Genomic DNA, 24,601 nt, shown 5'->3' on the forward strand with positions numbered 1-24,601 from the left:
TATCTCACTTGAAAACCGGCATCCAGGCCACCCGACTCCGCAGAGCCGCAGCCGTCGCCCTGACCTCCGGCGCGGTGCTCGCCGCGGCAGCGCTGACCGCGGCCCCCGCGCAGGCCGTCGCCACGCCCTCGATCGCGGCCAAGGGCGGCTACGCGATGAACAACGCGAACGGCTCCTCGCTGTACACGAAGAACGCGGACACCCGGCTGTCCACCGGCTCCACCACGAAGATCATGACCGCCAAGGTCGTGCTGTCGCAGCGGGGCCTCGACCTCAATTCCAAGGTCACCATCCAGAAGGCGTACAGCGACTACGTCGTGCGCAACAACGCCTCCCAGGCCCACCTGATCGTGGGCGACAAGGTGACCGTGCGCCAGCTCCTGTACGGGCTGATGCTGCCCTCGGGCTGCGACGCCGCCTACGCGCTGGCCGACAAGTTCGGCTCAGGCAAGACCAGCTCCGCCCGCGTCTCGTCCTTCATCGGCAAGATGAACGCCGCCGCCAAGGACCTGAAGCTGAAGAACACGCACTTCGACTCGTTCGACGGCATCGGCAAGGGCAAGAACTACTCGACGCCGCGCGATCTGACGAAGATCGCGAGCAGCGCCATGAAGAACTCCACGTTCCGCTCGATCGTGGCGACCAAGTCGTACCGCGCCAAGACCGTCACCAAGACGGGCTCCACGCGCACGATGGCGGCCTGGACCAACACGAACACCCTGCTCGGCAGCTACAAGGGCGCCATCGGCGTGAAGACCGGCTCCGGCCCCGAGGCCAAGTACTGCCTCGTCTTCGCCGCCACCAAGGGCAAGAAGACCGTCATCGGCACGGTCCTGGCCTCCACCTCCGTCAACCAGCGCGGAACCGACGCCACCAAGCTCCTCAACTACGGCTTCGCCCGCCTGGGCTGACCCGGCCGACGAAGCGAAGGGCCCCCGCCGGCATCCGGCGGGGGCCCTTCTCCGTCCCTCCGGCCGTCCGCCCGCGCTCCGGCCCGCCCGTCATACACCTCCGGCCGCCCCCTTGCGGGCGTATCGGCCATCTTCCCTCGCAATCGTGAAGATCCCGCTCCTGGCTGGCATATGCGGTTTTGCGCGCTCTACCTTCCGCAGCGGAGGTGGTTCGCATGAACGAACCCAGCAGGAAGCCCCACCCGGTCCAGCGCCACGGGGCGATCGACATCAATGACTTCGTGTACGCCTCGACCGGATCGAGGATCCGGCGGCTCACGATGCCGGACGGAAGCCACTGGTTCCCGGCGGTGGACGTGTGCCGGCAATTGGGGCACAGCAACGCGCGGCAGGCGCTCAGCGACCATGTCCCCGAGGAGCACCGAGAGATTCTCGAGACCGTCACCGGAGCTTACGGTCTCAGCGTTCCCGCAGGTCGGCAGTGGCGCCGAGACCTGAATCTGATCACTCTCCAGGGCCTGATCCTCCTCGTCAACGCCTGCACCAAGCCGGCCTGCGCCCCCTTCAAGCAGTGGGTCGCGGAAGTGATCGAGACCGTGCAGCGCGAGGGTTCCTACACCCTGGAGGAGGCCGAGGTGCAGCCCGCGGCACCGGGGGCGCCGATCGCCTACGCCATGCCCGAACAGGTCGCCGACGCCATCGTCCGGCTGGAGTCGCACAACCTCCAGGTGGACGAGGAGATTGCGAACGCACAGCGTGAATCGCTCGCCGTGCAGAAGGAGATGCTGGCCGCGCAGCAGGCGACGCTCGCCGCCCAGCAGGTCATCGCCCAGGCCATGCAGCGCATCGCGGACCGGCTGGACACCCCGGCCCTGGAGCGCCCCGCGCCGGTGGCGACCGCCGCCGGGCGGACCACCACAGAAGCCGTACTGGCCGACTGGCGGCGGCGGTTGTCCGTCACCGAGGACGTGTGGACGGTGGCCGTGGTGATCGCCCCCGTGCTCGTCGAGGAGGGGGAGCTGCGCCGGCCGCTCGAATCGATCGCGGCGCGCACCGGGCTGCCGGTGCGGCGGGTCAACGAGTGCCTGCGGATGCTGCGCAAGCACGCCTGCATCCGGTCGCGGGGCGCGGCGAAGGACGGGGCCCCGGTGTACGTGCTGAACCGCGCCTGAGCGCGGGCACAGCGGAGGGGCCGGTCGCAAACCAGAGTTGCGGCCGACCCCTCCAGGTCGCCGAGGCTAGCGGATCAGAGCCGTCAGGCCCAACTGATCAGCCGCTTGGGGTGTTCCAGGATCGCGGCGACGTCGGCCAGCACCTTGGAGCCCAGCTCGCCGTCGACCAGGCGGTGGTCGAAGGAGAGGGCGAGGGTGGTGACCTGGCGGGGCTTGACCTTGCCCTTGTGGACCCAGGGCTGGAGCTTGATCGCACCGACCGCGAGGATCGCGGACTCGCCGGGGTTGAGGATCGGCGTGCCCGTGTCGACGCCGAAGACGCCGACGTTGGTGATGGTGACCGTGCCGCCCTGCATGGCCGCCGGGGACGTCCGGCCCTCGCGGGCGGTGGCGACCAGCTCGCCCAGGGACTCGGCGAGCTGCGGGAGCGTCTTGGCGTGGGCGTCCTTGATGTTCGGCACGATCAGCCCCCGGGGGGTGGCCGCGGCGATGCCCAGGTTGACGTAGTGCTTGAGGACGATCTCCTGGGCGGCCTCGTCCCAGGACGCGTTGATGTCCGGGTGGCGCTTGATCGCGACCAGCAGCGCCTTGCTGATCAGCAGGAGGGGGTTCACGCGCAGTCCGGTGAACTCCTTGTCCTGCTTCAGCTCCTCGACGAGCTTCATGGTGCGCGTCACGTCCACGGTCACGAACTCCGTGACGTGCGGGGCGGTGAACGCGGAGCCGATCATCGCCGCCGCCGTGGCCTTGCGGACGCCCTTGACCGGGACGCGGGTCTCGCGGCCGGTGTCGTAGGAGGCGGCCGGTGCCGGGGCGGTGGCCGGGACAGCGGCCGGGGCGGCCGGGGCCTGCGCCACAGGTTCCGCCGTCGCCGGGGCCGCTGCCGCGGCCGGGGTCGCCGTGGCCGCCGCGTGGACGTCCTCGCGCGTGATGACGCCGTCCGGGCCGGAGGGGACCACGGTCGTGAGGTCCACGCCGAGGTCCTTGGCCAGCTTGCGCACCGGAGGCTTGGCCAGCGGGCGCTCCCGCACCTCGGGGGCGGGTACGGCGCCGTGGCCGTTCAGCTCGGCCTGGACCGCCGTCGCCGCCGGGTTCGCCCCGGCGGTCTCGGCGCCCTTGCGCGGGCGGCGCTTGCTGGCGGACGTGGAGACGCCGTAGCCCACCAGGACCGGCTGGCGGCCCTCCGGCTTCGGCTCCTGGGCGGCCGGCCGGTCCTCGGCGGCCGGGGCCGCCTGGGCGGGCACCTCGGCCTGGGGCTCGGCCGGGGCCGCGCCCGCGACGGCCACCGCGATGATGGCCGTGCCCACGTCCACCGTGGTGCCCTCGGGGAAGCGCAGCTCGCGGACCACGCCGTCGTAGGGGATGGGCAGTTCGACGGCCGCCTTGGCCGTCTCGACCTCGCACACCACCTGGCCGTCGGTGACCGTGTCACCGGGCTGGACGTACCACTTGAGGATCTCGGCCTCGGTCAGCCCCTCGCCGACGTCCGGCATCTTGAACTCGCGTACGGACGCAACATCCGTCATCGTCGTCACGACCCTCTCCCTCAGTACGCCAGCGAGCGGTCGACGGCGTCGAGCACCCGGTCGAGGTCCGGCAGATAGGACTCCTCCAGGCGCGCCGGCGGGTACGGCGCGTGGTAGCCGCCGACCCGCAGGACGGGGGCCTCCAGGTGGTAGAAGCAGCGCTCGGTGATCCGGGCGGCGATCTCCGCGCCCGATCCGAAGAAGACCGGGGCCTCGTGGACGACGACCAGGCGGCGGGTCTTCTCCACCGACGCCTGCACGGAGTCGAAGTCCAGCGGGGAGACCGAACGCAGGTCCAGCACCTCCAGGGACTTGCCCTCCTCGGCGGCCGCCGCGGCGGCCTCCTGGCAGAGCTTGACCATCGGGCCGTAGGCGGCCAGCGTGAGGTCGGTGCCCTCGCGGACGACCTGCGCCCTGTGCAGCGGGGCGGGGATGGCCTCGGTGTCGACCTCGGCCTTGTCCCAGTAGCGCCGCTTGGGCTCGAAGTAGATCACCGGGTCGTCGCTCTGGATGGCCTGCTGCATCATCCAGTACGCGTCCGACGCGTTGGACGGGGAGACGATCTTCAGGCCCGCCACGTGCGCGAAGAGCGCCTCGGGGGACTCCGAGTGGTGCTCGACCGCGCCGATGCCGCCGCCGTAGGGGATGCGGACCACGACCGGCATCTTGACCTTGCCCAGCGAGCGGGCGTGCATCTTCGCCAGCTGGGTGACGATCTGGTCGTAGGCCGGGAAGACGAAGCCGTCGAACTGGATCTCCACCACGGGGCGGTAGCCGCGCAGGGCCAGGCCGATCGCCGTGCCGACGATGCCGGACTCGGCCAGCGGGGTGTCGATCACGCGGCTCTCGCCGAAGTCCTTCTGGAGGCCGTCGGTCACCCGGAACACACCGCCGAGCTTGCCGACGTCCTCGCCCATCACGAGGACCTTGGGGTCCGCTTCCAGGGCGCGGCGCAGCGACTCGTTGATCGCCTTGGCCAGGGCCATCTTCTCCGCCATCTCAGACCCCCTCGGCGTCCGCGAACGACGCCTGGTAGGCGGCGAACTGGGCGCGTTCCTCGTCGACGAGCGCGTGCCCGTCCGCGTACACGTTCTCGAAGATGGCGAAGTGGTCCGGGTCCGGCATGGCACGGACCGCCTCGCGCACTCGTTTGCCCAACGTCTCGCTCTCGGCTTCGAGTTCCGCGAAGAATCCCTCGTCCGCGTGGTGTGCCGCCTCCAGGTGGCGGCGCAGGCGCAGGAGCGGGTCCTTGGCCTCCCAGGCGGCCCGCTCGTCGTCGTGGCGGTAGCGGGTGGGGTCGTCGGAGGTGGTGTGGGCGCCCATGCGGTACGTGTACGCCTCGACCAGGGTGGGGCCCTCGCCGGCGCGGGCGCGCTCCAGCGCCCACCGGGTGACCGCGAGCGTGGCCAGCACGTCGTTGCCGTCGACCCGGACGCCGGGGAAGCCGTAGCCCTGCGCGCGCTGGTAGAGCGGCACCCGGGTCTGCTTCTCGGTCGGCTCGGAGATGGCCCACTGGTTGTTCTGGCAGAAGAACACCACGGGGGCGTTGTAGACGGCGGAGAAGGTGAAGGACTCCGCCACGTCGCCCTGGCTGGAGGCGCCGTCGCCGAAGTAGGCGATCACCGCGCTGTCGGCGCCGTCCTTGGCGACGCCCATGGCGTAGCCGGTGGCGTGCAGCGTCTGCGAGCCGATGACGATCGTGTACAGGTGGAAGTTGTTGCCGTTCGGGTCCCAGCCGCCGTTGTTCACGCCGCGGAACATGCCGAGCAGGTTGGTCGGGTCGACCCCGCGGCACCAGGCGACGCCGTGCTCGCGGTAGGTCGGGAAGACGTAGTCGTCGTCGCGCAGGGCGCGGCCGGAGCCGATCTGGGCGGCCTCCTGGCCGAGCAGCGAGGCCCACAGGCCCAGCTCGCCCTGGCGCTGGAGGGCGGTGGCCTCGGCGTCGAACCGGCGGGTGAGCACCATGTCGCGGTACAGGCCGCGCAGGTCGTCGGCGGTGATGCCGGAGACGTACTTGTCGTACTCGGGGTTCTTGACGCGCTTGCCCTCAGGCGTGAGCAGCTGCACGAGGCCGGGCTCGGCACCCTTCGCGGCTGCGGCCTTCCTGGCGGTCATGCGGGTGGTGCCCTTGGTGCCGGTGGTGCCGGCCGCCTTGGTGCCGGACGTGCCGGCCTTGCTTCCGGCGCTGCGTCGCGATGTGCGCGCGGCAGTGCTCTCCACGGTCACGTGTGCTCCTCCGTCGGTCCGGCCCCCGGGGTTGCCGGTAGGCCAGTGCGGCTCACCTGTTTCGACCACGGGGCACGGGGTGGGTGCCACTCGGCCGGGAACAGGCGTGACAGGTGCCCCGGCGAGCGCCCTGCAACAGCCACGTTACCCAGTGCTCCACATTTCTGGGAAACCCCTCCTGACCTGCGCGTTTCCTTGGATTTCCAAGTATTTTCGCTTGGACGTCCAAGTACCTCGCCGGGCACGGGGGGCAGCCGCTGGTCACAGCCTTGCAGGGGGCCGGAACACCGGCACGTTATCCCGGTCACCCCGTAGTCGGGAAGAGTTCACGAGTGGCCGGAACCGCTCTTGACCGTCCACGCCTCCACGCGGCCGAGGGCCCAGAAATCGGGACGAAGGGAGGACGAAGGGAGAACACCCCGGTGATCTCATGTGACCGAAAGCGACTTTCGATGACTGTCTGTGACAAGCCCCAGCTCACCGGCCCGGCCGTTGCCCTAGCATCTGCCGCGTGCAGCGCCCATGTGTACCACCCTCTGTGCCCCTCGCGCCCCCTCTGAACGCTTTGCTGCGCCGGTACGCCGCCGGTTCCGCCGTCGCCTGCGAACCGGTCGACCAGGGGCTGCTCAACCGCGGATACCGGCTGTGCACGACCCGCGGACGGTACTTCCTCAAGCACCACTTCGACCCCGACACCGCCGACCCCGCCTCGATCGCCCGCCGGCACCGCGCCACCCAGCGCCTGGCCGACCTCGGCGTCCCGGTGGCGCCCGCGCTGGCGGGCCGGGACGGGCGCACGGTCGCCGTCGTCGGCGGCCACGCCTACGCCCTGTACCCGTGGATCGACGGCAGGCACCGGCACGGCGGCCAGCTCACCACCGGCCAGTGCACCCGCCTGGGCGCGCTGCTGGGCGCCGTGCACGCCTGCCTGGAGCGCGTGATGCCCCCCAAGGCGCGCACCCGGCCCGCGCGGGGACCGCACCCGGTCGAGAGCGCCGACCCGGCCGACACCCTCACCCTGATCGACGACCTGCTCGGACACGTGCGCCGCCACCGGCCGCCGGACGCCTTCGACGAGCTGGCCCGGCACCGGCTCCTGGAGCGCCGCACCCTGCTGGAGCAGCACGCGGCCCGGCGCCCGCCGCCCGGCGGCCCGGTGGGCTGGGTGCACGGCGACTTCCACCCCTTCAACGTGCTCTACCAGGGGGACGCGCCCGCCGCGATCGTCGACTGGGACCGGCTCGGTGTGCAGCCGCGCGCGGAGGAGGCGGTCCGCGCCGCCGCGATCTTCTTCGTCCGGCCGGGCGGCACCCTGGACCTGCCCAAGATCACGGCCTACGCGCGCGCGTACCGGCGCGCGGCCGGGGCCACGGCCGCCGAGCTGGCCGCCGCCGTGCACCGGGTGTGGTGGGAGCGCCTCAACGACTTCTGGATGCTGCGCTGGCACTACGAGCGCGGCGACACCCGCGCCGATCCCCAGTTCCCGGCCGCCTCGGCGCTGGTGGTGTGGTGGACGAAGGAGTACGACGCGGTGTGCGGGGCGTTCGCGCAGTAGGACGGGCCCAGAGGCCGTGCGGGGGCCCGGGACAGCGGGCGGACACACGCACGCGCGCGTGGAGCCCTGTCGGGGTTCCACGCGCGCGCGTGCGGGTGTGCTCAGTTGCCCGTGTCGCCGTCCGACGTACCGGGAGTGCCGCTGGCGCCCCCGTTCGCGCCGGGCGGCGGCGGGGAGTCGGTACCACCACTCCCGTCCCCGGGCGGCGTCGTCTGCGCCGACGGGCTGGATGCCTCGTGGGAGGGCTCTTCCGAGGGCTCGTCGCTCGTGTCGTCCGTGGGCTTCTGGGACGGCGACCACGACGGCCGCTGCGAGGGCTTGTGGTCCCAGCCGGAGCCCGCCGAACCCGATCCGGTGTCGGTGGACGAGTCCGAGGGCTGCCCGGTCGAGTCGTCGGTCGGGCTGGAGCTGGGCTGGTCGTCCTGGGTGGACTGGGTGGCCGAGGGCGAGGTGGTGGTGCCGGTGGTGCCGTCGTCACCGCCCTTGCCGCCGGTGCTGTGCAGGGCCAGCGCCACGCCCGCCGCGATGGCGACCACCGCGAGCACGGCGAGGATCCACAGCTTGCCCCGGCCGCCCTCGCGCCGGTTGCCGTGCCCCTCGAAGCCGCCGTCGTCGCGGTTGCCGTACCCGGAGGGCAGGATCGGCTGCGGGATCTGCGTGGTGCCGGCGTGGGCCTCGCCGTGGTGCGGCATCACCGTCGTGCCGGCGAATCCGGACGCCGGGGTGTGCCGGGCGTCGGGGGCCGCCACCGGACCGGTGTTCCAGGTGCCGGTGTGGCCGCCCTGCTCGTAGAGCATCTGGAGGGAGTACTGGACCAGGCCGCGCATCTCCTCGGCGGTCTGGAACCGGTCGTCGGGCTCCTTGGCGAGCGAGCGCATGACCAGGCCGTCGAGTTCGGGCGGGCAGGCGCCGCCCGAGGTCGACGACGGCGGCACCGGCATGTCCTGGACGTGCTGGTAGACCACCGACAGCGGGGTCTCGCCGGTGAACGGAGGACGCAGCGCGAGGAGTTCGTACAGCAGGCAGCCGGTGGCGTACAGGTCGGAGCGGTGGTCGACGGCCTTGCCGAGGGCCTGCTCAGGGGAGAGGTACTGCGGGGTGCCCATCACCATGCCGGTCTGCGTCATCGTCGTGGACGCCCCGTGCAGGGCGCGGGCGATGCCGAAGTCCATCACCTTCACGGCGCCGTGGTCGGTGATGATGACGTTGGCGGGCTTGATGTCGCGGTGCACGATGCCGTGCTGGTGCGAGTAGGCCAGCGCCTCGAGGACTCCGGAGACGATGATCAGCGCCTGCTCGGGGCCCGGTGCCTCGGCGTTGAGCAGCAGGTCGCGGATGGTGCGGCCCTCGACCAGCTCCATCACGATGTACGGCACGGACTGGCCGCCCACGACGTCCTCGCCGGAGTCGTACACGGCGACGATCGCGTGGTGGTTGAGACCGGCCACGGACTGCGCCTCGCGCGTGAAGCGGGCCTTGGAGACGGGGTCCTCGGCCAGGTCCGCGCGGAGCAGCTTGACGGCGACCGTGCGGCCCAGCCGTACGTCCTCGGCCGCGAACACCTCGGCCATGCCGCCCCGGCCGAGCCGGTGCGTCAGCCGGTACCGGCCGTCGCCGACCAGACCGCCGTTGCCCCACATCTCCGGCATGTCCGACATACCGCCGCCGCCAGACGCCTCGGGGTCGGACGGGCCCTGGGCGCGTTGCGTCTGGTCCATCAGTCCTCGCCGTCGTTTCTGCCCGCGGGTGCGCGGTGTTGTCACGGTCTTCGTCGGCCACGCTACAGGCTCGGCGCAAGCCGCCGGTCCGGGTTCACCGCGGGGACCGGTCCGGGACGGACCGGCCATCAAACCGCGAGCGGCCGCCGTCGTGCAAATCCCGTGTACCGGCCGTACGACCGCTGTAACGCTTGCGCGACGCTTCTTTCGCGTACGGTCACGGAACGGGCACCGAGCTTGACGTGTCGGTGCCCTGGGGCAGACTTGGCCGGGAATAACACTTCCGATCATCGAGATCCGGACATGAGGTCAGGTCACGTCCGGTCCCGGGGACCGTCGACGGACAGCCGATCGCGCGCGAGGCAGCCGCTGCCGCCGCGCGCTACATGGGGGACGCAGAAGATGAGCCAGGACGGCGCACAGAGCCGGTTCGCGGGGCGGGCGCTGGCCGGCGGCCGGTACCAGCTGCGCGACTTGCTCGGCGAGGGCGGCATGGCCTCGGTCCATCTCGCCTACGACTCCGTGCTCGACCGCCAGGTCGCGATCAAGACACTCCACACCGAGCTGGGCCGGGAACCGGCGTTCCGCGAGCGGTTCCGCCGCGAGGCCCAGGCGGTGGCCAAGCTCACGCACACCAACATCGTCTCGGTGTTCGACACCGGCGAGGACACGCTGGACTCCATGACGACGCCGTACATCGTCATGGAGTACGTCGAGGGCCGGCCGCTGGGCTCGGTGCTCGACGAGGACGTGCGCCGGCAGGGCGCGATGCCCGCCGACCAGGCGCTGAAGGTCACCGCCGATGTGCTGGCCGCCCTGGAGATCAGCCACGAGATGGGCCTGGTCCACCGGGACATCAAGCCGGGCAACGTGATGGTGACCAAGCGCGGCGTCGTCAAGGTCATGGACTTCGGCATCGCCCGCGCCATGCAGTCCGGCGTCACCTCGATGACCCAGACCGGCATGGTCGTCGGCACCCCGCAGTACCTCTCGCCCGAACAGGCCCTGGGCCGTGGCGTGGACGCGCGCTCCGACCTGTACTCGGTCGGCATCATGCTGTTCCAGCTGGTCACCGGGCGGCTGCCGTTCGACGCCGACTCGCCGCTGGCCATCGCGTACGCGCATGTGCAGGAGGAGCCGGTCGCGCCCTCCTCGGTCAACCGCGCGCTGCCCCCGGCGGTGGACGCGCTGGTCGCCCGCGCGCTGAAGAAGAACCCCAACGAGCGCTTCCCGAGCGCCGAGTCGATGCGCGACGAGTGCCTGCGCGTGGCGGCCTCCTTCCAGGCGGCCCCGCCCAGCATCGTCCCGGGTTCCCAGGCGCCGAGCGGCGCGGGCGTCGGCTCCGCGGTGTTCCCGCCGGTCGACGCCGCGCCGCCGGTCGCCGGCCAGGTGCACACGCCGTACCAGCCCGCCCCGGCGCCGCACCCGTACGGCACCCCGGCCCCGGGCCCCGCCCCCACGCCGTCGTACGGCTATCCGCAGCAGGCGGCCGGGTACCAGACCCCGCCCGCCGCCTCGCCGTACGCCCCGCAGCAGGCGTCGACGCCCCCGCCGTACAACCTCTCCCCGCAGTCCCCGCCGGCCTTCTCGGGCGGCTCGCCGGGCGGCCGGGGGAACAACAAGGTGGTCATCCTCGCCTCGGCGGCCGTCGCCGTGATCGCCGTCGCCGGTCTGATCGCCGCGCTGCTCCTGAACGGCGGCGGTGACGACGACAAGGCCAAGGGCGACGACACCGGCACGAGCGCGAGCCCCGGATCCTCCTCGGCCCCCGTCGAGGGACACCGCGGCCCCGACACCTCGAAGACGATCAGCGCGAGCGCCTGCAAGGAACCGCAGGAGTCGTACAACGACCCCAAGCTGATCAAGGTGCCGAACTTCCAGTTCAAGTACATCGGCTCGGTCAAGGAGTGCCTCCAGGCGGCCGGCTGGCACCTGAAGGAGGTCAAGCAGGATGAGAACACCTACGGCCAGGGCACGGTCATGAGCCAGTTCCCCGCCGCCGACACGGACGTCGACCCGAAGAACATGCCGACGATCCAGCTCTACGTGTCGACGGGCGACCCGGCGACGTCCTGACCGGCGGCCTCGCTCGGCGAACGGACACGGAGGAGGGCCCGGCAGCCTGGCTGCCGGGCCCTCCTCCGCTCATGTCCGTGTGCGTGCGGCCGGAGGCGGCCGGTGCGCGGTCTACAGGTACGGGCCGCCGGAGCGGCCGCCCGTGCGCGGGTCCTCGACGACGCCCTCGTGGCCGACGCCCGGCGGCAGGGCGCGGCGCATCTGCTCCAGCTGGGCGCGGGCGGCCATCTGCTGGGCGAACAGGGTGGTCTGGATCCCGTGGAAGAGGCCCTCCAGCCAGCCCACCAGCTGCGCCTGCGCGATCCGCAGCTCCGCGTCGCTGGGGGTGCCCTCGTCGGTGAACGGCAGCGAGAGGCGCTCCAGCTCCTCGACCAGTTCCGGCGCCAGGCCGTCCTCCAGCTCCTTGACCGAGCTGGCGTGGATCTCCTTGAGCCGGGCCCGGCTGGCGTCGTCCAGCGGGGCGACCCGCACCTCTTCCAGCAGCTGTTTGATCATGCTGCCGATCCGCATGACCTTGGCGGGCTGCTCCACCTGCGCCGTGACCGGGGTCTCGTGCGAGTCGTCGTCCCCGCCGCCTCCGAGCGCCATGCCGTCCTGGCCCACGACCAGGATCTGCGGATTCTCCGGCGACCGTTCGTTCCTCGGCATCTCCATACCGCCATTCTCTCGCACCCGTACCCTTCACCTCCCCGGTGCCCCCCGCGGACGGTGATCCACCGTGCCGCGTCCGGGGCGTCGGCCGGCGGCGCGGTCGCCCCGGCCGGGCCGCACCGGGGATTCGACCCGGCGGCCGAACCCGGAATGCCGGATCGCTCCGGTGATGTGACTGTGGTGGCACTGAACCACTGACCGGCCACCGTGAGGGGGTCCCCGGGGTGACTCCATGGCTGCCGCGCACCGCGCCGGGGACGGCGGGACGGCTGATCGCGCCGGTACCGGTCCTGCTGGCGGCGCTGGTCCTGTCCGGCGGCGCCGCCTCGGCGCAGCCGCAGCCGCACCCGCAGCCGCCCGGCCCGTCGCCCTCCGCCTCGGTGCCCGGGACGCCCGTACCCATGCCCTCCGCGACGGCGACGCGCGCCGCACATTCGACGGTTCCGGCGCGTCCGCCCGCCCCGGAACACCCGGTACACGCCTCGCCCCCCGCGCCCGCCGCCCCGGTCCTCCTCCAGGCCGCCTCCCCGGCGGCGCCGCCCTCCCGCCACGAGCCGTCCGGCGAGGACGACGAGGACGAGGGGCGGCGCCCGGGGCGGGCGCACCGGCACGAGGGCGGGGTGAAGGACGGCGACCGCCGACCGCCGTGGCAGGACGGGGAGGGCCGTCGGGATGCCTCCTCGCCCGGTACGCCGACGGCCGCCTCCCGCTCGCCCGGGGCGTCCGCCGCCCCCCTGGCGTCCGCGTCCGCCCGGCCGTCCGCTCCCCGGCAGCCGGGCGGTACCGCGGCCGGTCCGGTCCTGGAGATGCTGCCGCTCGGCAGCGGACTGGTCCTGATCGGGCTCGGTCTGGGGCTGGCGTTCATCGCCCTGCGGGTGCGCCGGACCTAGAGACGTCCGTCCGGGTCGGGCCGGAGCGCGGGTCGGGCCGTGCGCGGCCGGTCAGGAGGCGACCAGCAGCACCTTGCCGATGTGGCCGCTCCCCTCCACGATCCGGTGCGCGGTCGCGGCGTCGCGCATGGGCACCTCGCGGTCGACGATCGGACGGACGTGCCCGTCCGCGATCAGCGGCCAGACGTGCTCGCGTACGGCGGCCACGATCGCCGCCTTCTCGTCGAGCGGGCGGGCCCGCAGCGAGGTCGCGCTGATCGCGCCCCGCTTGGCCAGCAGGGCGCCGATGTTCAGCTCGCCCTTGGCGCCGCCCTGCATGCCGATGATCGCGAGCCGGCCGTTGACGGCGAGCGCCCGGACATTGCGGTCCAGGTACTTGGCACCCATGTTGTCCAGGATGACATCGGCGCCGGCCCCGTCCGTGGCCCGCCGGATCTCCTCGACGAAGTCCTGCTCGCGGTAGTTGATCAGGATGTCGGCGCCCAGCTCGGCGCAGCGGTCCAGCTTCTCCCGGGTGCCGGCCGTGACGGCGACCCGCGCACCGGCGGCCTTCGCCAGCTGGATCGCCATGGTGCCGATACCGCTGGAGCCGCCGTGCACGAGCAGGGTCTCGCCGGGGCGCAGATGGGCGACCATGAAGACGTTCGACCACACGGTGCAGACCACCTCGGGCAGGGCCGCCGCCTGCCGCAGGTCCACGCCCTGCGGGACGGGCAGCAGCTGTCCGGCCGGTACGGCGGTCTTCTCGGCGTAGCCACCGCCCGCGAGCAGGGCACACACCTCGTCGCCGACCGCCCAGCCGGACACCCCGGGGCCGAGCGCGGCGATCCGTCCGGAGCACTCCAGGCCGGGGTGGCGGGAGGCGCCGGGCGGCGGGTCGTAGTGGCCCTGGCGTTGCAGGATGTCGGCCCGGTTGACGGCGCCGGCCACCACCTCGACCAGCACCTCCCCCTCGGCGGGCACGGGATCCGGCACCTCGTCCCACACCAACGCCTCGGGGCCACCGGGTTCGGGAATCGTGATCGCATGCATGGGGCCGACGCTACTCCTCGCCCCGTCCCGCACCACCGGGCGGAGGCATCCGCGTGCCGCGCCGGGCCGGGCCGGGCCGGTGACGCACGGGCGCCAGGGCCCAGGCGATCAGTCCTGCGGCAGCGGGCGGATGTCCGGGGTGACCTGCGTGCCGGGCGTGGCCCGCACGATGGTGATCAGGCGGTCCGTCAACTGGAGGGAGGCGGCGGCCGGGTCGTCGTACCCGAGCACCCGGTGCCCGCGGACGACGCTGACCACCAGGTCGTCGATCTCGCGCGGACTGCGGCCCGTCTCGGCCTTTATGACGGGCCGTTCGACGATGTCCAGCCCGCTGCCCTGCTGGATGAGGTCCTCCATGACCATGCCGGCGGCCGGGCTGAGCACCGAGAGGCCCAGCAGCCGTCCGGCCGCGCTCGCGCTGGTGATCACGGCGTCCGCGCCGGACTGCTTGAGCAGCGGGGCGTTCTCCTCCTCGCGCACCGCGGCGACGATCTTCGCGCTGCGGTTGAGCTGCCGGGCCGTCAGCGTCACCAGGACGGCCGTGTCGTCCCGCTGTGTGGCGATGATGATCTGCCGCGCCCGGTGGACCTCCGCCCGCTTCAGCACCTCGCTGCGCGTGGCGTCGCCGATGACCCCGGCGTACCCCTCGGCCGTGGCCACGTCGATCGCCTTGGAACTGGGGTCGACCACGACGACCTGCTGTTTTTTCAGTCCGGTCGCGCAGACGGTCTGGATCGCCGACCGCCCCTTCGTCCCGAAGCCGACGACGACGGTGTGATCGCGCAAGGTGGACCTCCAGCGGCTCTGGCGCCATTCCTCACGGGTGCGCTCGGTGAGGACTTCGAGCGTGGTGCCGACGAGGATGATCAGGAACAGCACGCGTAGCGGCGTGATGACGAGGATGTTGGTGAGCCGGGCGCTGTCGCTGACAGGCGTGATGTCGCCGTACCCGGTGGTGGAGAGCGTCACCGTCGCGTAGTACGCCGAGTCGAGGAGGTCCACGGTCTGGTCGGCGCTGTCGTGGTAGCCCTCGCGGTCGACGTAGACGACCACGACGGTCGCCACCAGCACCAGCAGTGCCATGGCAAGCCGCTTCGCGACCTGGCGTATGGGACGGTCGACGAGTTTCCTCGGGAGTTTCACCCGATGGGTCACGAGATGCTCGTCCGCCTGGCGGGCGATCGCATCATGGCCCGGAAGTTTCACGTGAAACACACTCCGATTCCGGCGGCGGCCCAGGGCAGATCGAGCAGTTCGGCCTCCTGGCCCGCGCGAAGGCCGCCCGCCGGTACGACGGCCAACGCGTCGGCCGCGGCGACCCCCCGCAGCATGGCAGGCCCGTTGTAGCGCAGCGGGACCGCATGGTCGCCGCGCAGTACGGAGGGCACGAGCCGGGTGTCGTGCGGATGGCCGTGCACCGCGTCCCGCAGCGGCAGCGTGTACGGCTCCGGGGCCGGGCGCGCGGCCAGGACGCGCAGCAGCGGTTCGGCGAGCGTGATCAGCCCGGAGACGGCGGCGAGCGGGTTGCCGGGCAGCCCGACGAGGTGCTGGTCCTCCTTGGTGCGGGCCAGCAGCATGGGATGGCCGGGGCGTACATCGACACCGTCCACCAGGAGATCGGCGCCGAGGCTGCGCAGGGTGGGGCGGACATGGTCGACGGGCCCGGCGGCGGTGCCCCCGGTGGTGACGATGAGATCGGCGGCGGACCGGCTCAGGGCTTTCTGCAGCGCCTTGGCGTCGTCTCCGATACGGCGGACCGAGGCCACCTCGGCACCCAGCGCACGCAGCCAGGACGGCAGCATCGGGCCGAGCGCGTCCCGGATCCGGCCCTCGCGGGGCAGGCCCTCGGTGAGCAGTTCGTCGCCGAGCACGAACACGTCGACGCGCGGCCGGGGTACGGCGGTCAGCGTGTCGTACCCGGCCGCCGCCGCCAGGCCCAGCACGGCCGGGGTGACCAGGGTCCCGGCGGGCAGCAGGTGCTCACCGGAACGGCACTCCTGTCCACGGGGCCGGATGTCCTGGCCGTGGCTCAGCTCCCGGACCGAGTGCAGCCGGCCCTTGGCGTCCGTGCGGCCGTGCTCGGTACGCAGCACGGCGGTGGTGTCCTGCGGGATCCGGGCGCCGGTCGCGATGCGGGCCGCCGTGCCGTCGGTCAGCGGCTCGGGCTGCGCGTCCCCGGCCAGGGAGCCGCCCTCGCGGACGTCCCACGGCCCGGGTCCGGCGACCGCCCAGCCGTCCATCGCTGAGGTGTCGAAGGAGGGCAGATCGGTGAGGGCGGCGACGGGCTCGGCCAGGACCAGGCCCAGGGCGGCGTCCAGGGCGACCGAGACGGGGGAGCGACGGGCGGTGCCCCGCGCGGCCCGGCCGGCGATCTCCCGGGCCGCGGGCCAGGACGTCGTGCGCGGGTCGGTCTGCGAGGGATACGGGGTGCCGTACGGGATCGGACCGGAACCGGTCCCGTGTCCGGGGGAGGCGGCGCCGTCCGCTGCGGAGGCGGGGCCGCCGCCGGTCCGGTGACCGGGCCCGAAGCCGCCGCCGGGGCCGGGCAGGTGGCCGCCACCGCAGAGGTCGCCGCTGCCCGTGAGGTGACCCGCGCCGCCGTTCGCGAGCGCGAGCGCCTCCTCGACGTCGAGGTCCTCGGTGTCCCGGGCGCCGGCTGCCTTACCGGCGTCCTCGCCGGTCTGCGCGCCGCGGGCCGTCATCCGGCGTCCGGACCGGTGCGACGGGTACGGCCGGTGTCCGAGGGGGAGTCGGGCGTGCGGCCGACGTCGGGGCCGGTGTCGGGCGTGCGGCCGGCGTCCGGGCGGGTGTCGGGCGTGCGGCCGGCGTCCGGGCGGGTGTCGGGCGTGCGGCCGGCGTCCGGGCGGGTGTCGGGCGTGGCGTCGGGCGCCACGTCGGGTTCGCCCGCCGCGCTGTCCTCGTCCGCCCAGCGCAGCGCCAGTGCCGCCGCCTTGCGGGCCGCCTCGGCGACCGCCTCGGGGCCCGCCCCGGCCTGCCGCGCCGCCGCGTAGCCGACGAGGAAGGTGGTCAGGGGCGCCGCGGGCCGGGCCACGCCGTGCGCGGCGTCGCGGGCGAGGTCGAGCAGTACTCCGGTGTCGACGTCCAGGTCGATGCCCAGCTCGTCCTTGACTGCGGAAATCCATTCATCCAGCACATGCCCATGCTCCCTGATGCGTGCCCTGGCGGTGGCGATGTCGTCCCAGGTGTCGCAGTCGAACGAGGCGACGTCGTCCGGAACACGGGTGAGGTCGAGCACCGCGGTCAGCCGGCGCAGCGGCAGCCCGTCGAGCGTGCCGTGCTCCTGGGCGAGCCCCGCCAGCCCGCGGCGCAGCGCGGACGCGCGGTAGGCCGCCACGAGCGGCTGGTCGCGGCCGTCGGCGTCGGTGAGCAGCGCGCCGTCGGCGCGGCCCGCCCGCAGGGCGGCGAGCAGCCGCCGTACCGCGTCCGGCCGTAGGAAGGGCAGGTCGGCGGAGAGGAGGACGACGAGATCAGCGGTGGTGCGGGCCAGTCCCGCGGCGAGCGCGGCGAGCGGGCCGCCGCCGGGCGGCTCCTCGCGCGCCCATCGCACGGGCCGCGCGGTGGGCCGGGGATCGGCCACGACGACGGTGAGGGACGCGTCGGCGCACGCGCCGAGCACCCGGTCGAGCAGGGCCCTGCCCCCGACCCGCACCCCCGGCTTGTCCACCCCGCCCAGCCGCCGCGCGGCACCCCCGGCGAGGACGACGACGTCGTGGGCGGGGGAGGACGGGACGCTGGACGGAGACACGGCGCTGGACAGGGGTGCGGCGCCGGACAGGCATGCGGCGCCGGGCGAAGGCCGGGCGTCTGCCCGGGACGGGAACGGGGACGGAGAAGGGGACGGAGAAGGGGACGGGGACGGGGACGGGGACGGAGAAGGGCCACCTACCGGAGGCAGGTTCCCGGATGAAGGCGGTTCACCGTCCGGCGGTGGGTCCCCGGCCTGCGACAGATCCCCGGTCGCGGACGGGTCACCGGCCGGAGGCGGATCACCGGCTGGGGCGTCCTGGGCGCCGACGGGCTCGTGAGCGGTCACCCTCCGAGTATGCGTCCCGCCCGCGCGGGCCCGGAACGCGGGCGCGCGCCGGACCCGCCGGCCGCCCCGGGCCGGGCGGTTCGCACAGACCGGCCCTTGCCCGACCGGCCCTCACAGCGTGCGCAGCAGCACCGCCGGCTGTTCCACGCAGTCGGCCACGTAGCGCAGGAAGCCGCCCGCCGTACCGCCGTCGCACACCCGGTGGTCGAAGGTGAGCGAGAGCTGGACGACCTGCCGGACGGCCAGCTCGCCTTCGTGCACCCAGGGTTTGGGGACGATACGGCCGACACCGAGCATGGCCGCCTCGGGGTGGTTGATGATCGGTGTGGAGCCGTCGACGCCGAAGACGCCGTAGTTGTTCAGCGTGAAGGTCCCGCCGGTCAGCTCCCCCGGCGTGAGCGCGCCGGTCCGGGCCGCCTCGGTCAGCCGGGCGAACTCGGCCGTCAGCGCCTCGGCACCCCGCGCGTGCGCGTCCCGTACGACGGGGACGACCAGCCCGCGGTCGGTCTGTGCGGCGAAGCCCAGGTGGACGTGGCCGAGCCGGACGATCTCCCGGGCCTCCGTGTCGACTCTGGAGTTCAGCTCCGGGTACCGGGCGAGCGCGGCCGTGCAGATCCGCGCGAGGAGGGCGAGCAGGGAGATCTTCGGCGCGCCCGCGGCGTTCATGGCCTGCCGTGCGCGCAGCAGCTCCGTCGCGTCGGCGTCGACCCAGCAGGTCGCGTCGGGGATCTCCCGGCGGCTGCGGGACAGCTTGTCGGCGACGGCCCCGCGGACGCCCTTGAGCGGGACACGGGTCTCCGCGCCGGTTGCGGACAGCCCCGCGGGAGGGGCGGCGACGACCGGCTCGGCGGACACGGACGGTACCGACGCGCCGGACGACGCCGCCTCCCCCGTCCTGCGGAGCGCTTCCTCCACGTCCGCGCGCAGGATGAGCCCGTCGGGCCCGGAGCCCGGCAACCGCCGCAGGTCCAGCCCGTGCTCGCGGGCGAGTCTGCGCACCAGCGGTGAGATCACGGGCACCGGCCCGTCGACCGGCCGCGAAGCGCCGCCCACGGCCACCGGCGACTCGTCCACCGCGGGTACCGAGTCCTCGGAGGCCCCGGAAGTCACGGAGGTCCCGGAAGTCACGGAGGTCCCGGAAGTCCCGGAGTCCCTGGTGGTCGTCGCCCGCGCGGCGGTGGTGACGGCGGACCCGCCGCCGGCCACCGGACGCACCCGGCGGCGGCGCGCCGGGGGTTCCGCCGTGCCGTAGCCCACCAGCACCTTGCCGGAGCCGTCGCCCGAGCCCGCCGGAGCGCCGGTGCCGTCGACACCGCCGCTGCCGTCGACGCCACGGGTGCCACCGGTGCCGCTCGCCGCGGCCGGTCCGGACGGCGCCGCCGACTCCCCGACCGCGACGGTGAGCAGCGGCGCCCCCACCGGAAGCTCCGCCCCCTCCTCGCCGAAGCGCGCGGTGACCACGCCTCCGTAGGGGCAGGGCACCTCGACCATGGCCTTGGCCGTCTCGACCTCGACCACCGGCTGGTCGACGGCGACGACGTCGCCCACCTCGACCAGCCAGCGGACGATCTCCGCCTCGGTGAGCCCCTCCCCGAGGTCGGGCAGCCTGAACTCCAGCACCTGTGCCATCAGCCCTCGGCCTCCCACTGCAGACGCGCGACGGCGTCCAGGATCCGGTCGACACCGGGCAGGTGGTGCCGCTCCAGCATCGGCGGCGGGTACGGGGTGTCGAACCCGGCCACGCGCAGCACCGGCGCCTCCAGGTGGTGGAAGCAGCGCTCGGTGACGCGGGCGGCGATCTCCCCGCCCGGTCCGCCGAAGGAGTGCGACTCGTGGACGACGACCGCGCGCCCGGTGCGCCGGACCGAGGCGCACACCGTCTCGTCGTCGAACGGCACCAGCGAACGCAGATCGACGACCTCCAGGTCCCAGCCCTCGGCACGGGCCGCCTCGGCGGCTTCGAGGCAGACGGGCAGGGAGGGGCCGTAGGTGACGAGGGTGGCGCTGCGGCCGGTGCGCCGCACCACCGCGCGGCCGATCGGCTCGACGCCCGGTGGTTCCTCCGGGTTCCAGGTGTCCTTCGACCAGTACAGCCGCTTGGGTTCGAGGAAGACGACGGGGTCGTCGGAGGCGATGGCGGCGCGCAGCAGTCCGTAGGCGTCGGCGACGGTGGCGGGCGTGACGACATGGAGCCCCGGGGTCGCCATGTAGTACGCCTCGGAGGAGTCGCTGTGGTGTTCGACGCCGCCGATGCCGCCGCCGTAGGGGATACGGATGGTCAGGGGCAGCGGCAGCCGTCCGCGTGTGCGGTTGCGCATCTTCGCGACATGGCTGGCGAGCTGCTCGAACGCCGGGAAGGCGAAGGCGTCGAACTGCATCTCGACGACCGGGCGCAGTCCGTACATGGCCATGCCGACGGCAGTGCCGAGGATGCCGGCCTCGGCCAGCGGTGTGTCGGTGCAGCGGTCCTCGCCGAACTCGGCGGTGAGGCCGTCGGTGACCCGGAAGACCCCGCCCAGGGCGCCGACGTCCTCCCCCATGACGTGCACGGCCGGGTCCGCGGCCATGGCGTCGCGCAGCGCGCGCGTGAGGGCCTGGGCCATGGTGGCCGGTTTGAGCGCGACGGTGGTCATCGGGCGGTGCCCTCCTCGGCCTCGGCCGCCAGCTCCGCCCGCAGCAGGGCCTGCTGCTCGCGCAGTTGCGGGGTCGGTTCGGCGTAGACATGGGCGAACAGGTCCGCGGGGTCGAGTGCCGGGTCCTGGTTCATCCGCTCGCGCAGCCGCGCGGCCATCGCCTCGGCGTCCTCGCGGACGGCCGCGATGCCGTCCTCGTCGAGCAGTCCGCGCCCGGTCAGCTCCCGCTCCAGCAGCAGGACGGGGTCGTGGTCGCGCCAGGCCGCCACCTCGGCGTCGTCCCGGTAGCGGGTGGCGTCGTCGGCGTTGGTGTGGGCGTCGATGCGGTAGGTCACCGCCTCGACCAGGGTCGGGCCGCCGCCCGCGCGCGCGTGCCGTACGGCGTCGGCGAGGACCTCGTGGACGGCCGCCGCGTCGTTGCCGTCGACCAGGCGGCCCGGCATGCCGTAGCCGACGGCCTTGTGCGCCAGAGAGGGCGCCGCCGTCTGCTTGGCGAGCGGGACGGAGATGGCGAAGCCGTTGTTCTGCACCAGGAAGACGACCGGTGCCTGCCAGACGGCGGCGAAGTTCAGCGCCTCGTGGAAGTCGCCCTCGCTGGTGCCGCCGTCGCCGACCAGGGCCAGCGCGACCACGTCGTCGCCCTTGAGCCGGGCGGCGTGGGCGAGGCCCACGGCGTGCGGGAGCTGGGTGGCCAGCGGGGTGGAGAGCGGGGCGACGCGGTGCGCGCGGGAGTCGTAGCCGGTGTGCCAGTCGCCGCGCAGCAGGGTGAGGGCCTCGACGGGGTCCACCCCGCGGGCCACGACGGCGAGCGTGTCGCGGTAGCTGGGGAAGAGCCAGTCGTCGTCCTGGAGGACGAGCGCGGCGGCGACCTCGCACGCCTCCTGGCCGGTGCTGGACGGGTAGACGGCGAGGCGGCCCTGCTTGGTGAGGGCGGTGGCCTGCGCGTTGAACCTGCGACCGCGCACCAGGTGCGCGTACAGACGGCGCAGCAGCTCGGGGTCGGCCTGCGCGGCCGCCTCGGTGCCCAGGACGCGATGGGGCTCCGCGTCCGGCAGCAGCGGCGCGGGGTCGGTTCGGGGCTGCCAGGCGGGCGGCGGCGATGGCCGGTACGCACCCCGCTGCTCCATGACCGTCATGACGGGCACCTCCTCGTGGGAGCGGCTACGGGAGGCGCGTCGGCTGTGACTCGCCCCACCTACCGATTGTTCGGTCGTCGGCACATTTTGGCTACATGCGGCCCCAGGCTGTGGACAAACGGTTCTCCACAGCTTGCTATGGACGCAGTACGTCCATGACGGAGAGGTGGGGGGACATGGCATCTGAACAAATGGCCGAGAACGCCGGGCGCACGGAGGACGGCGGCGAGTCCGCCCCGCCGCCCGCACGTCCGCTGGACGCCGTCGACCAGGACATCCTGCGGATGCTCCAGGCGGACGGCCGCGCCTCGATACGGTCGGTCGCCGAGCGGGTCCACGTCTCGCGCGCCAACGCCTACGCCCGCATCAACCGCCTCGTCGAGGACGGGGTCATCCGCGGTTTCGGCGCCCGCGTCGACCATGAGCGCGCCGGGCACAGCACGTCCGCCTACATCACGCTGACGATCGTGCAGAACTCCTGGCGCACGGTGCGCGAACAGCTGCGGCGACTGCCCGGGGCCTCGCACATCGCCCTGGTGGGCGGGGACTTCGACGTCCTGCTGCTGGTGCACACCCCCGACAACCGGGCCCTGCGCGAAGTGGTGTTCACCCGGATCCAGGCCATCCCGGAGGTGCTCAGCACCCGCACCCTGCTGGTGTTCGAGGAGGAGGACCTGGAACCGCAGGGGTGACCACAGGTACCGCGCCCGTACAGCCGCTCACGCAGCCGCGCCGGCCGGTCAGCCCGACCTGCGCAGCCCGCCGAAGACGAGCCGCACCACGGCGTCGGCCACGTCCTGCTCGCTCGCCCCGCCGCCGTCCGGGCGGTACCACTCCACGATCGAGTTGATCATCCCGAAGACCAGCCGGGTCGCCAGCCGCACCTCCACGTCGGTGCGCACATCGCCCTCGGCGGCCGCCGCCTTCAGCAGCTCGGCCACCCGGTGGTCGAAGGTGCGCCGCCGCTCCAGCGCCCAGCGCTCGGTCCCGGTGTTGCCGCGCACCCTCAGCAGCAGCGTCACATAGGGCAGTTCGGCGGTGAGCACCTCGACCATGCGCCGTACGACGTACTCCAGGCGCTCGGCGGCGCCGCCCACGCGCGCGTGCTCCTCGTCGAGGATCCCGAAGAGCCCGTCGAGCGCCCGGGTGACCGCCCGGCGCAGCAGTTCCTCCTTGCCGGCGACATGGTGGTAGATCGACGACTTGGAGATGCCCGCGGCCTTGGACAGGTGCTCCATGGAGGTGCCGTCGTAGCCGCGCTCGTTGAAGACCCGCACGGCCACCGACAGCAGCGTCTGGGGCGTGTACGTGTCGCGTCTGGCCGTGGTCATGAGGCGGCCTCCCGCTTGTCGGTGGCGTACGCGTGGCGGTACAGCGCGAGGGACGGGGCGTAGCGTCCGGACGGATCGCGCAGATGCAGGTCGTCCAGGAGTCCGTAGGCCCAGGTGCGGCCGAGGCGGCGGCTCCATTCGAAGGGGCCCAGGGGGTAGTTGACGCCCAGGCACATCGCGGTGTCGATGTCCTCCTCGGTGGCCACTCCCTTGGCGACGGCGTCGTGCGCCAGGTCGATGATCCGTGCGACCGTGCGCGCCACGATCATGCCGGGGACGTCCCCGATGACGCTGACGGCCTTGCCGAGCGCCTGGAAGAGGCCGATGGCCTCGGACAGGGTCCGTGGGGAGGTGTCCTGGGAGGCGGACAGCGCGATCCGGGTGGCGCGGCGGTAGTCGAGGGCGAGGTCGAAGTAGACGACGTCGCGGAACTCCACGGAGCTCTGACCGTCGGCGAGGACCAGCTGTCCGCCGCTCGGCAGCACCAGGCGGGTGCCGTGGTCCTCGTCCTCCCCGCGGACCTGGATGCCCGCCTCGCGGACGAGGGTGAGCACCTCCGCCGCCGGTCCCATGTCGCCCTCGGCGACGACGTAGGCGGGCGGCTGCGCGGGCTCGGCGGTGTGCGGTTCGGGGCGCTCGGCGCCCTCCCCGTACTCGTACCAGCCGTGGCCGCTCTTGCGGCCGAGCCGGCCCGACTCCACCAGGCGCCGCTGGGCCAGCGAGGGGGTGAAGCGCACGTCCTGGAAGAAGGACCGCCATACGGAGTGCGTGACGGACTCGTTGACGTCCTGGCCGATGAGATCGGTCAGCTCGAAGGCGCCCATCCTGAAACCGCCGGACTCGCGCAGCACGGCGTCGATGGTGGCGGGGTCGGCCGCCTGCCCCTCGTGGACGGCGAACGCCTCGGCGTAGAAGGGGCGGGCGATGCGGTTGACGATGAAGCCGGGGGTGTCGGCGCAGGCGACCGGGGTCTTGCCCCAGGCGCGGGCCGTCTCGTACGCGCGCGTGGCCGAGGTGACGTCGGTGGCGAAGCCGGAGACCACCTCGACCAGCGGCATCAGCGGCGCCGGGTTGAAGAAGTGCAGGCCGACGAAGCGGCCGGGGCTGCGCAGCACACCGCCGACGGCGGTGACCGACAGGGACGAGGTGTTGGTGGCGATCAGGCAGTCGTCGGCGACGATGCCCTCCAGCTCCGTCAGCAGGGCCCGCTTGGCGTCCAGGTCCTCCAGGACGGCCTCGACGACGAGGGCGCAGTCGGCCAGCTCGGCGAGGCCTTCCGCGGGCGCGAGCCGGGCGCGGGCCGCGTCCCGTTCGGCGCCGGTGAGCCGGTCCTTCTCGACGAGCCGGTCGAGCCGGGCGCCGATCGCGGCGGCCGCCTCGGCGGCCTTCCCGGGCAGAGCGTCGTACAGACGTACGACGTGGCCCGCGACCAGCGCGACCTGGGCTATGCCCTGGCCCATGGTGCCGGTGCCGACGACGGCCACGGGGCTGCTGAGGTCGAGTGCTGTCATGTGCGCGATCCTCCCGCACGGCGTTTTCACGGACGCGGCGGACCCCCCTGGCCCGACTTTTCCACAGATGCGGCGGACCCCCTTGTCCCGACCGATCGTTCGGTTACTCTAACCCTGACCGGCCGTCCACGCCCATGGTTCCGCCAGGTCATGAGCTCGACGAAGAGTCCTCCGGACAA

The 24,601-nt window shown here is 73.2% G+C and carries 20 protein-coding genes; 6 read left to right on the plus strand and 14 right to left on the minus strand.

The genetic code is table 11. From position 1 onward, the window contains the following. The first annotated feature begins 8 nt into the window (after positions 1 to 8). Both R4Z62_RS15970 and R4Z62_RS15975 read left to right on the plus strand, forming a co-directional pair. On the plus strand, positions 9 to 911 hold the full coding sequence (locus tag R4Z62_RS15970; protein ID WP_064534188.1) for a D-alanyl-D-alanine carboxypeptidase family protein: 903 nt from the start codon (positions 9 to 11) through the stop codon (positions 909 to 911). Between the two features lie 215 nt (positions 912 to 1,126). Then, positions 1,127 to 2,083 (plus strand): BRO-N domain-containing protein, encoded by a 957-nt coding sequence (locus R4Z62_RS15975; RefSeq protein WP_491520121.1) that lies wholly within the window; start codon positions 1,127 to 1,129, stop codon positions 2,081 to 2,083. An 83-nt stretch (positions 2,084 to 2,166) separates the two neighbouring features. On the opposite strand, the gene R4Z62_RS15980 is transcribed toward R4Z62_RS15975, so the two are convergent. The 3 genes from R4Z62_RS15980 to pdhA (R4Z62_RS15990) are packed head-to-tail and all read right to left on the minus strand — an operon-like array spanning position 2,167 to position 5,835. Then, on the minus strand, positions 2,167 to 3,618 hold the full coding sequence (locus tag R4Z62_RS15980; RefSeq protein ID WP_491520122.1) for a dihydrolipoamide acetyltransferase family protein: 1,452 nt from the start codon (positions 3,616 to 3,618) through the stop codon (positions 2,167 to 2,169). A gap of 11 nt (positions 3,619 to 3,629) precedes the next feature. After that, on the minus strand, positions 3,630 to 4,607 hold the full coding sequence (locus R4Z62_RS15985; protein ID WP_491520123.1) for an alpha-ketoacid dehydrogenase subunit beta: 978 nt from the start codon (positions 4,605 to 4,607) through the stop codon (positions 3,630 to 3,632). A 1-nt stretch (position 4,608) separates the two neighbouring features. Then, positions 4,609 to 5,835 (minus strand): pyruvate dehydrogenase (acetyl-transferring) E1 component subunit alpha, encoded by a 1,227-nt coding sequence (gene pdhA / locus R4Z62_RS15990; protein WP_491520124.1) that lies wholly within the window; start codon positions 5,833 to 5,835, stop codon positions 4,609 to 4,611. A 538-nt stretch (positions 5,836 to 6,373) separates the two neighbouring features. Between pdhA (R4Z62_RS15990) and R4Z62_RS15995 the strand changes: the two genes are divergently transcribed. Next, positions 6,374 to 7,390 (plus strand): phosphotransferase, encoded by a 1,017-nt coding sequence (locus R4Z62_RS15995; RefSeq protein ID WP_491520125.1) that lies wholly within the window; start codon positions 6,374 to 6,376, stop codon positions 7,388 to 7,390. Positions 7,391 to 7,491: 101 nt separating this feature from the next. Here the strand turns inward: R4Z62_RS15995 and R4Z62_RS16000 are convergent, their stop codons facing one another. Further along, entirely contained in the window at positions 7,492 to 9,108 is a 1,617-nt protein-coding gene (locus R4Z62_RS16000) for a protein kinase domain-containing protein (RefSeq protein WP_491520126.1), read from the minus strand. A 402-nt stretch (positions 9,109 to 9,510) separates the two neighbouring features. Between R4Z62_RS16000 and R4Z62_RS16005 the strand changes: the two genes are divergently transcribed. Next, positions 9,511 to 11,184 carry a protein kinase domain-containing protein gene (locus R4Z62_RS16005; protein ID WP_491520127.1) on the plus strand — a complete coding sequence of 558 codons (1,674 nt, stop codon included), beginning with the start codon at positions 9,511 to 9,513 and terminating at the stop codon, positions 11,182 to 11,184. A 111-nt stretch (positions 11,185 to 11,295) separates the two neighbouring features. Here R4Z62_RS16005 and R4Z62_RS16010 read toward each other — a convergent pair whose 3' ends face one another. Beyond that, positions 11,296 to 11,838 carry a bacterial proteasome activator family protein gene (locus tag R4Z62_RS16010; protein ID WP_018569131.1) on the minus strand — a complete coding sequence of 181 codons (543 nt, stop codon included), beginning with the start codon at positions 11,836 to 11,838 and terminating at the stop codon, positions 11,296 to 11,298. Between the two features lie 221 nt (positions 11,839 to 12,059). Between R4Z62_RS16010 and R4Z62_RS16015 the strand changes: the two genes are divergently transcribed. Next, a complete protein-coding gene (locus tag R4Z62_RS16015) occupies positions 12,060 to 12,725 on the plus strand; it encodes a hypothetical protein (RefSeq protein WP_491520128.1) in 666 nt (221 codons plus the stop codon). A gap of 51 nt (positions 12,726 to 12,776) precedes the next feature. Here R4Z62_RS16015 and R4Z62_RS16020 read toward each other — a convergent pair whose 3' ends face one another. The 7 genes from R4Z62_RS16020 to pdhA (R4Z62_RS16050) form a co-directional block, all read right to left on the minus strand. Then, the gene (locus R4Z62_RS16020) at positions 12,777 to 13,757 is read right to left on the minus strand and encodes an NAD(P)H-quinone oxidoreductase (RefSeq protein WP_491520129.1); all 981 of its coding nucleotides are present in this window, start codon (positions 13,755 to 13,757) and stop codon (positions 12,777 to 12,779) included. Positions 13,758 to 13,865: 108 nt separating this feature from the next. Then, positions 13,866 to 14,963, minus strand: a complete 1,098-nt coding sequence (locus tag R4Z62_RS16025) for a potassium channel family protein (protein ID WP_491520130.1) — start codon at positions 14,961 to 14,963, stop codon at positions 13,866 to 13,868. After that, positions 14,960 to 16,459 carry a molybdopterin molybdotransferase MoeA gene (locus tag R4Z62_RS16030; RefSeq protein WP_491520131.1) on the minus strand — a complete coding sequence of 500 codons (1,500 nt, stop codon included), beginning with the start codon at positions 16,457 to 16,459 and terminating at the stop codon, positions 14,960 to 14,962. Before R4Z62_RS16030 ends, R4Z62_RS16025 begins: the two co-directional genes overlap by 4 nt. Next, positions 16,456 to 17,535: an NTP transferase domain-containing protein gene (locus R4Z62_RS16035; RefSeq protein WP_491521884.1), complete on the minus strand. Its 1,080-nt coding sequence runs from the start codon at positions 17,533 to 17,535 to the stop codon at positions 16,456 to 16,458. Before R4Z62_RS16035 ends, R4Z62_RS16030 begins: the two co-directional genes overlap by 4 nt. Before the next feature lie 387 nt (positions 17,536 to 17,922). Then, positions 17,923 to 19,440, minus strand: a complete 1,518-nt coding sequence (locus tag R4Z62_RS16040; protein ID WP_491520132.1) for a dihydrolipoamide acetyltransferase family protein — start codon at positions 19,438 to 19,440, stop codon at positions 17,923 to 17,925. Beyond that, positions 19,440 to 20,444: an alpha-ketoacid dehydrogenase subunit beta gene (locus R4Z62_RS16045; RefSeq protein ID WP_064534167.1), complete on the minus strand. Its 1,005-nt coding sequence runs from the start codon at positions 20,442 to 20,444 to the stop codon at positions 19,440 to 19,442. The genes R4Z62_RS16040 and R4Z62_RS16045 overlap by 1 nt, the downstream gene beginning before the upstream one ends. Then, positions 20,441 to 21,580, minus strand: a complete 1,140-nt coding sequence (gene pdhA, locus R4Z62_RS16050; protein ID WP_064534165.1) for a pyruvate dehydrogenase (acetyl-transferring) E1 component subunit alpha — start codon at positions 21,578 to 21,580, stop codon at positions 20,441 to 20,443. The genes R4Z62_RS16045 and pdhA (R4Z62_RS16050) overlap by 4 nt, the downstream gene beginning before the upstream one ends. Before the next feature lie 191 nt (positions 21,581 to 21,771). Between pdhA (R4Z62_RS16050) and R4Z62_RS16055 the strand changes: the two genes are divergently transcribed. Continuing rightward, positions 21,772 to 22,272 (plus strand): Lrp/AsnC family transcriptional regulator, encoded by a 501-nt coding sequence (locus R4Z62_RS16055; RefSeq protein WP_064534163.1) that lies wholly within the window; start codon positions 21,772 to 21,774, stop codon positions 22,270 to 22,272. A 48-nt stretch (positions 22,273 to 22,320) separates the two neighbouring features. Here the strand turns inward: R4Z62_RS16055 and R4Z62_RS16060 are convergent, their stop codons facing one another. Then, the gene (locus R4Z62_RS16060; RefSeq protein WP_064534161.1) at positions 22,321 to 22,911 is read right to left on the minus strand and encodes a TetR/AcrR family transcriptional regulator; all 591 of its coding nucleotides are present in this window, start codon (positions 22,909 to 22,911) and stop codon (positions 22,321 to 22,323) included. Beyond that, complete coding sequence (locus R4Z62_RS16065) at positions 22,908 to 24,422, minus strand: 3-hydroxyacyl-CoA dehydrogenase (RefSeq protein ID WP_491520133.1); 1,515 nt, start codon at positions 24,420 to 24,422, stop codon at positions 22,908 to 22,910. The genes R4Z62_RS16060 and R4Z62_RS16065 overlap by 4 nt, the downstream gene beginning before the upstream one ends. Positions 24,423 to 24,601 lie beyond the last annotated feature (179 nt).

It is taken from the genome of Streptomyces sp. PL-25 (genome assembly GCF_058344915.1).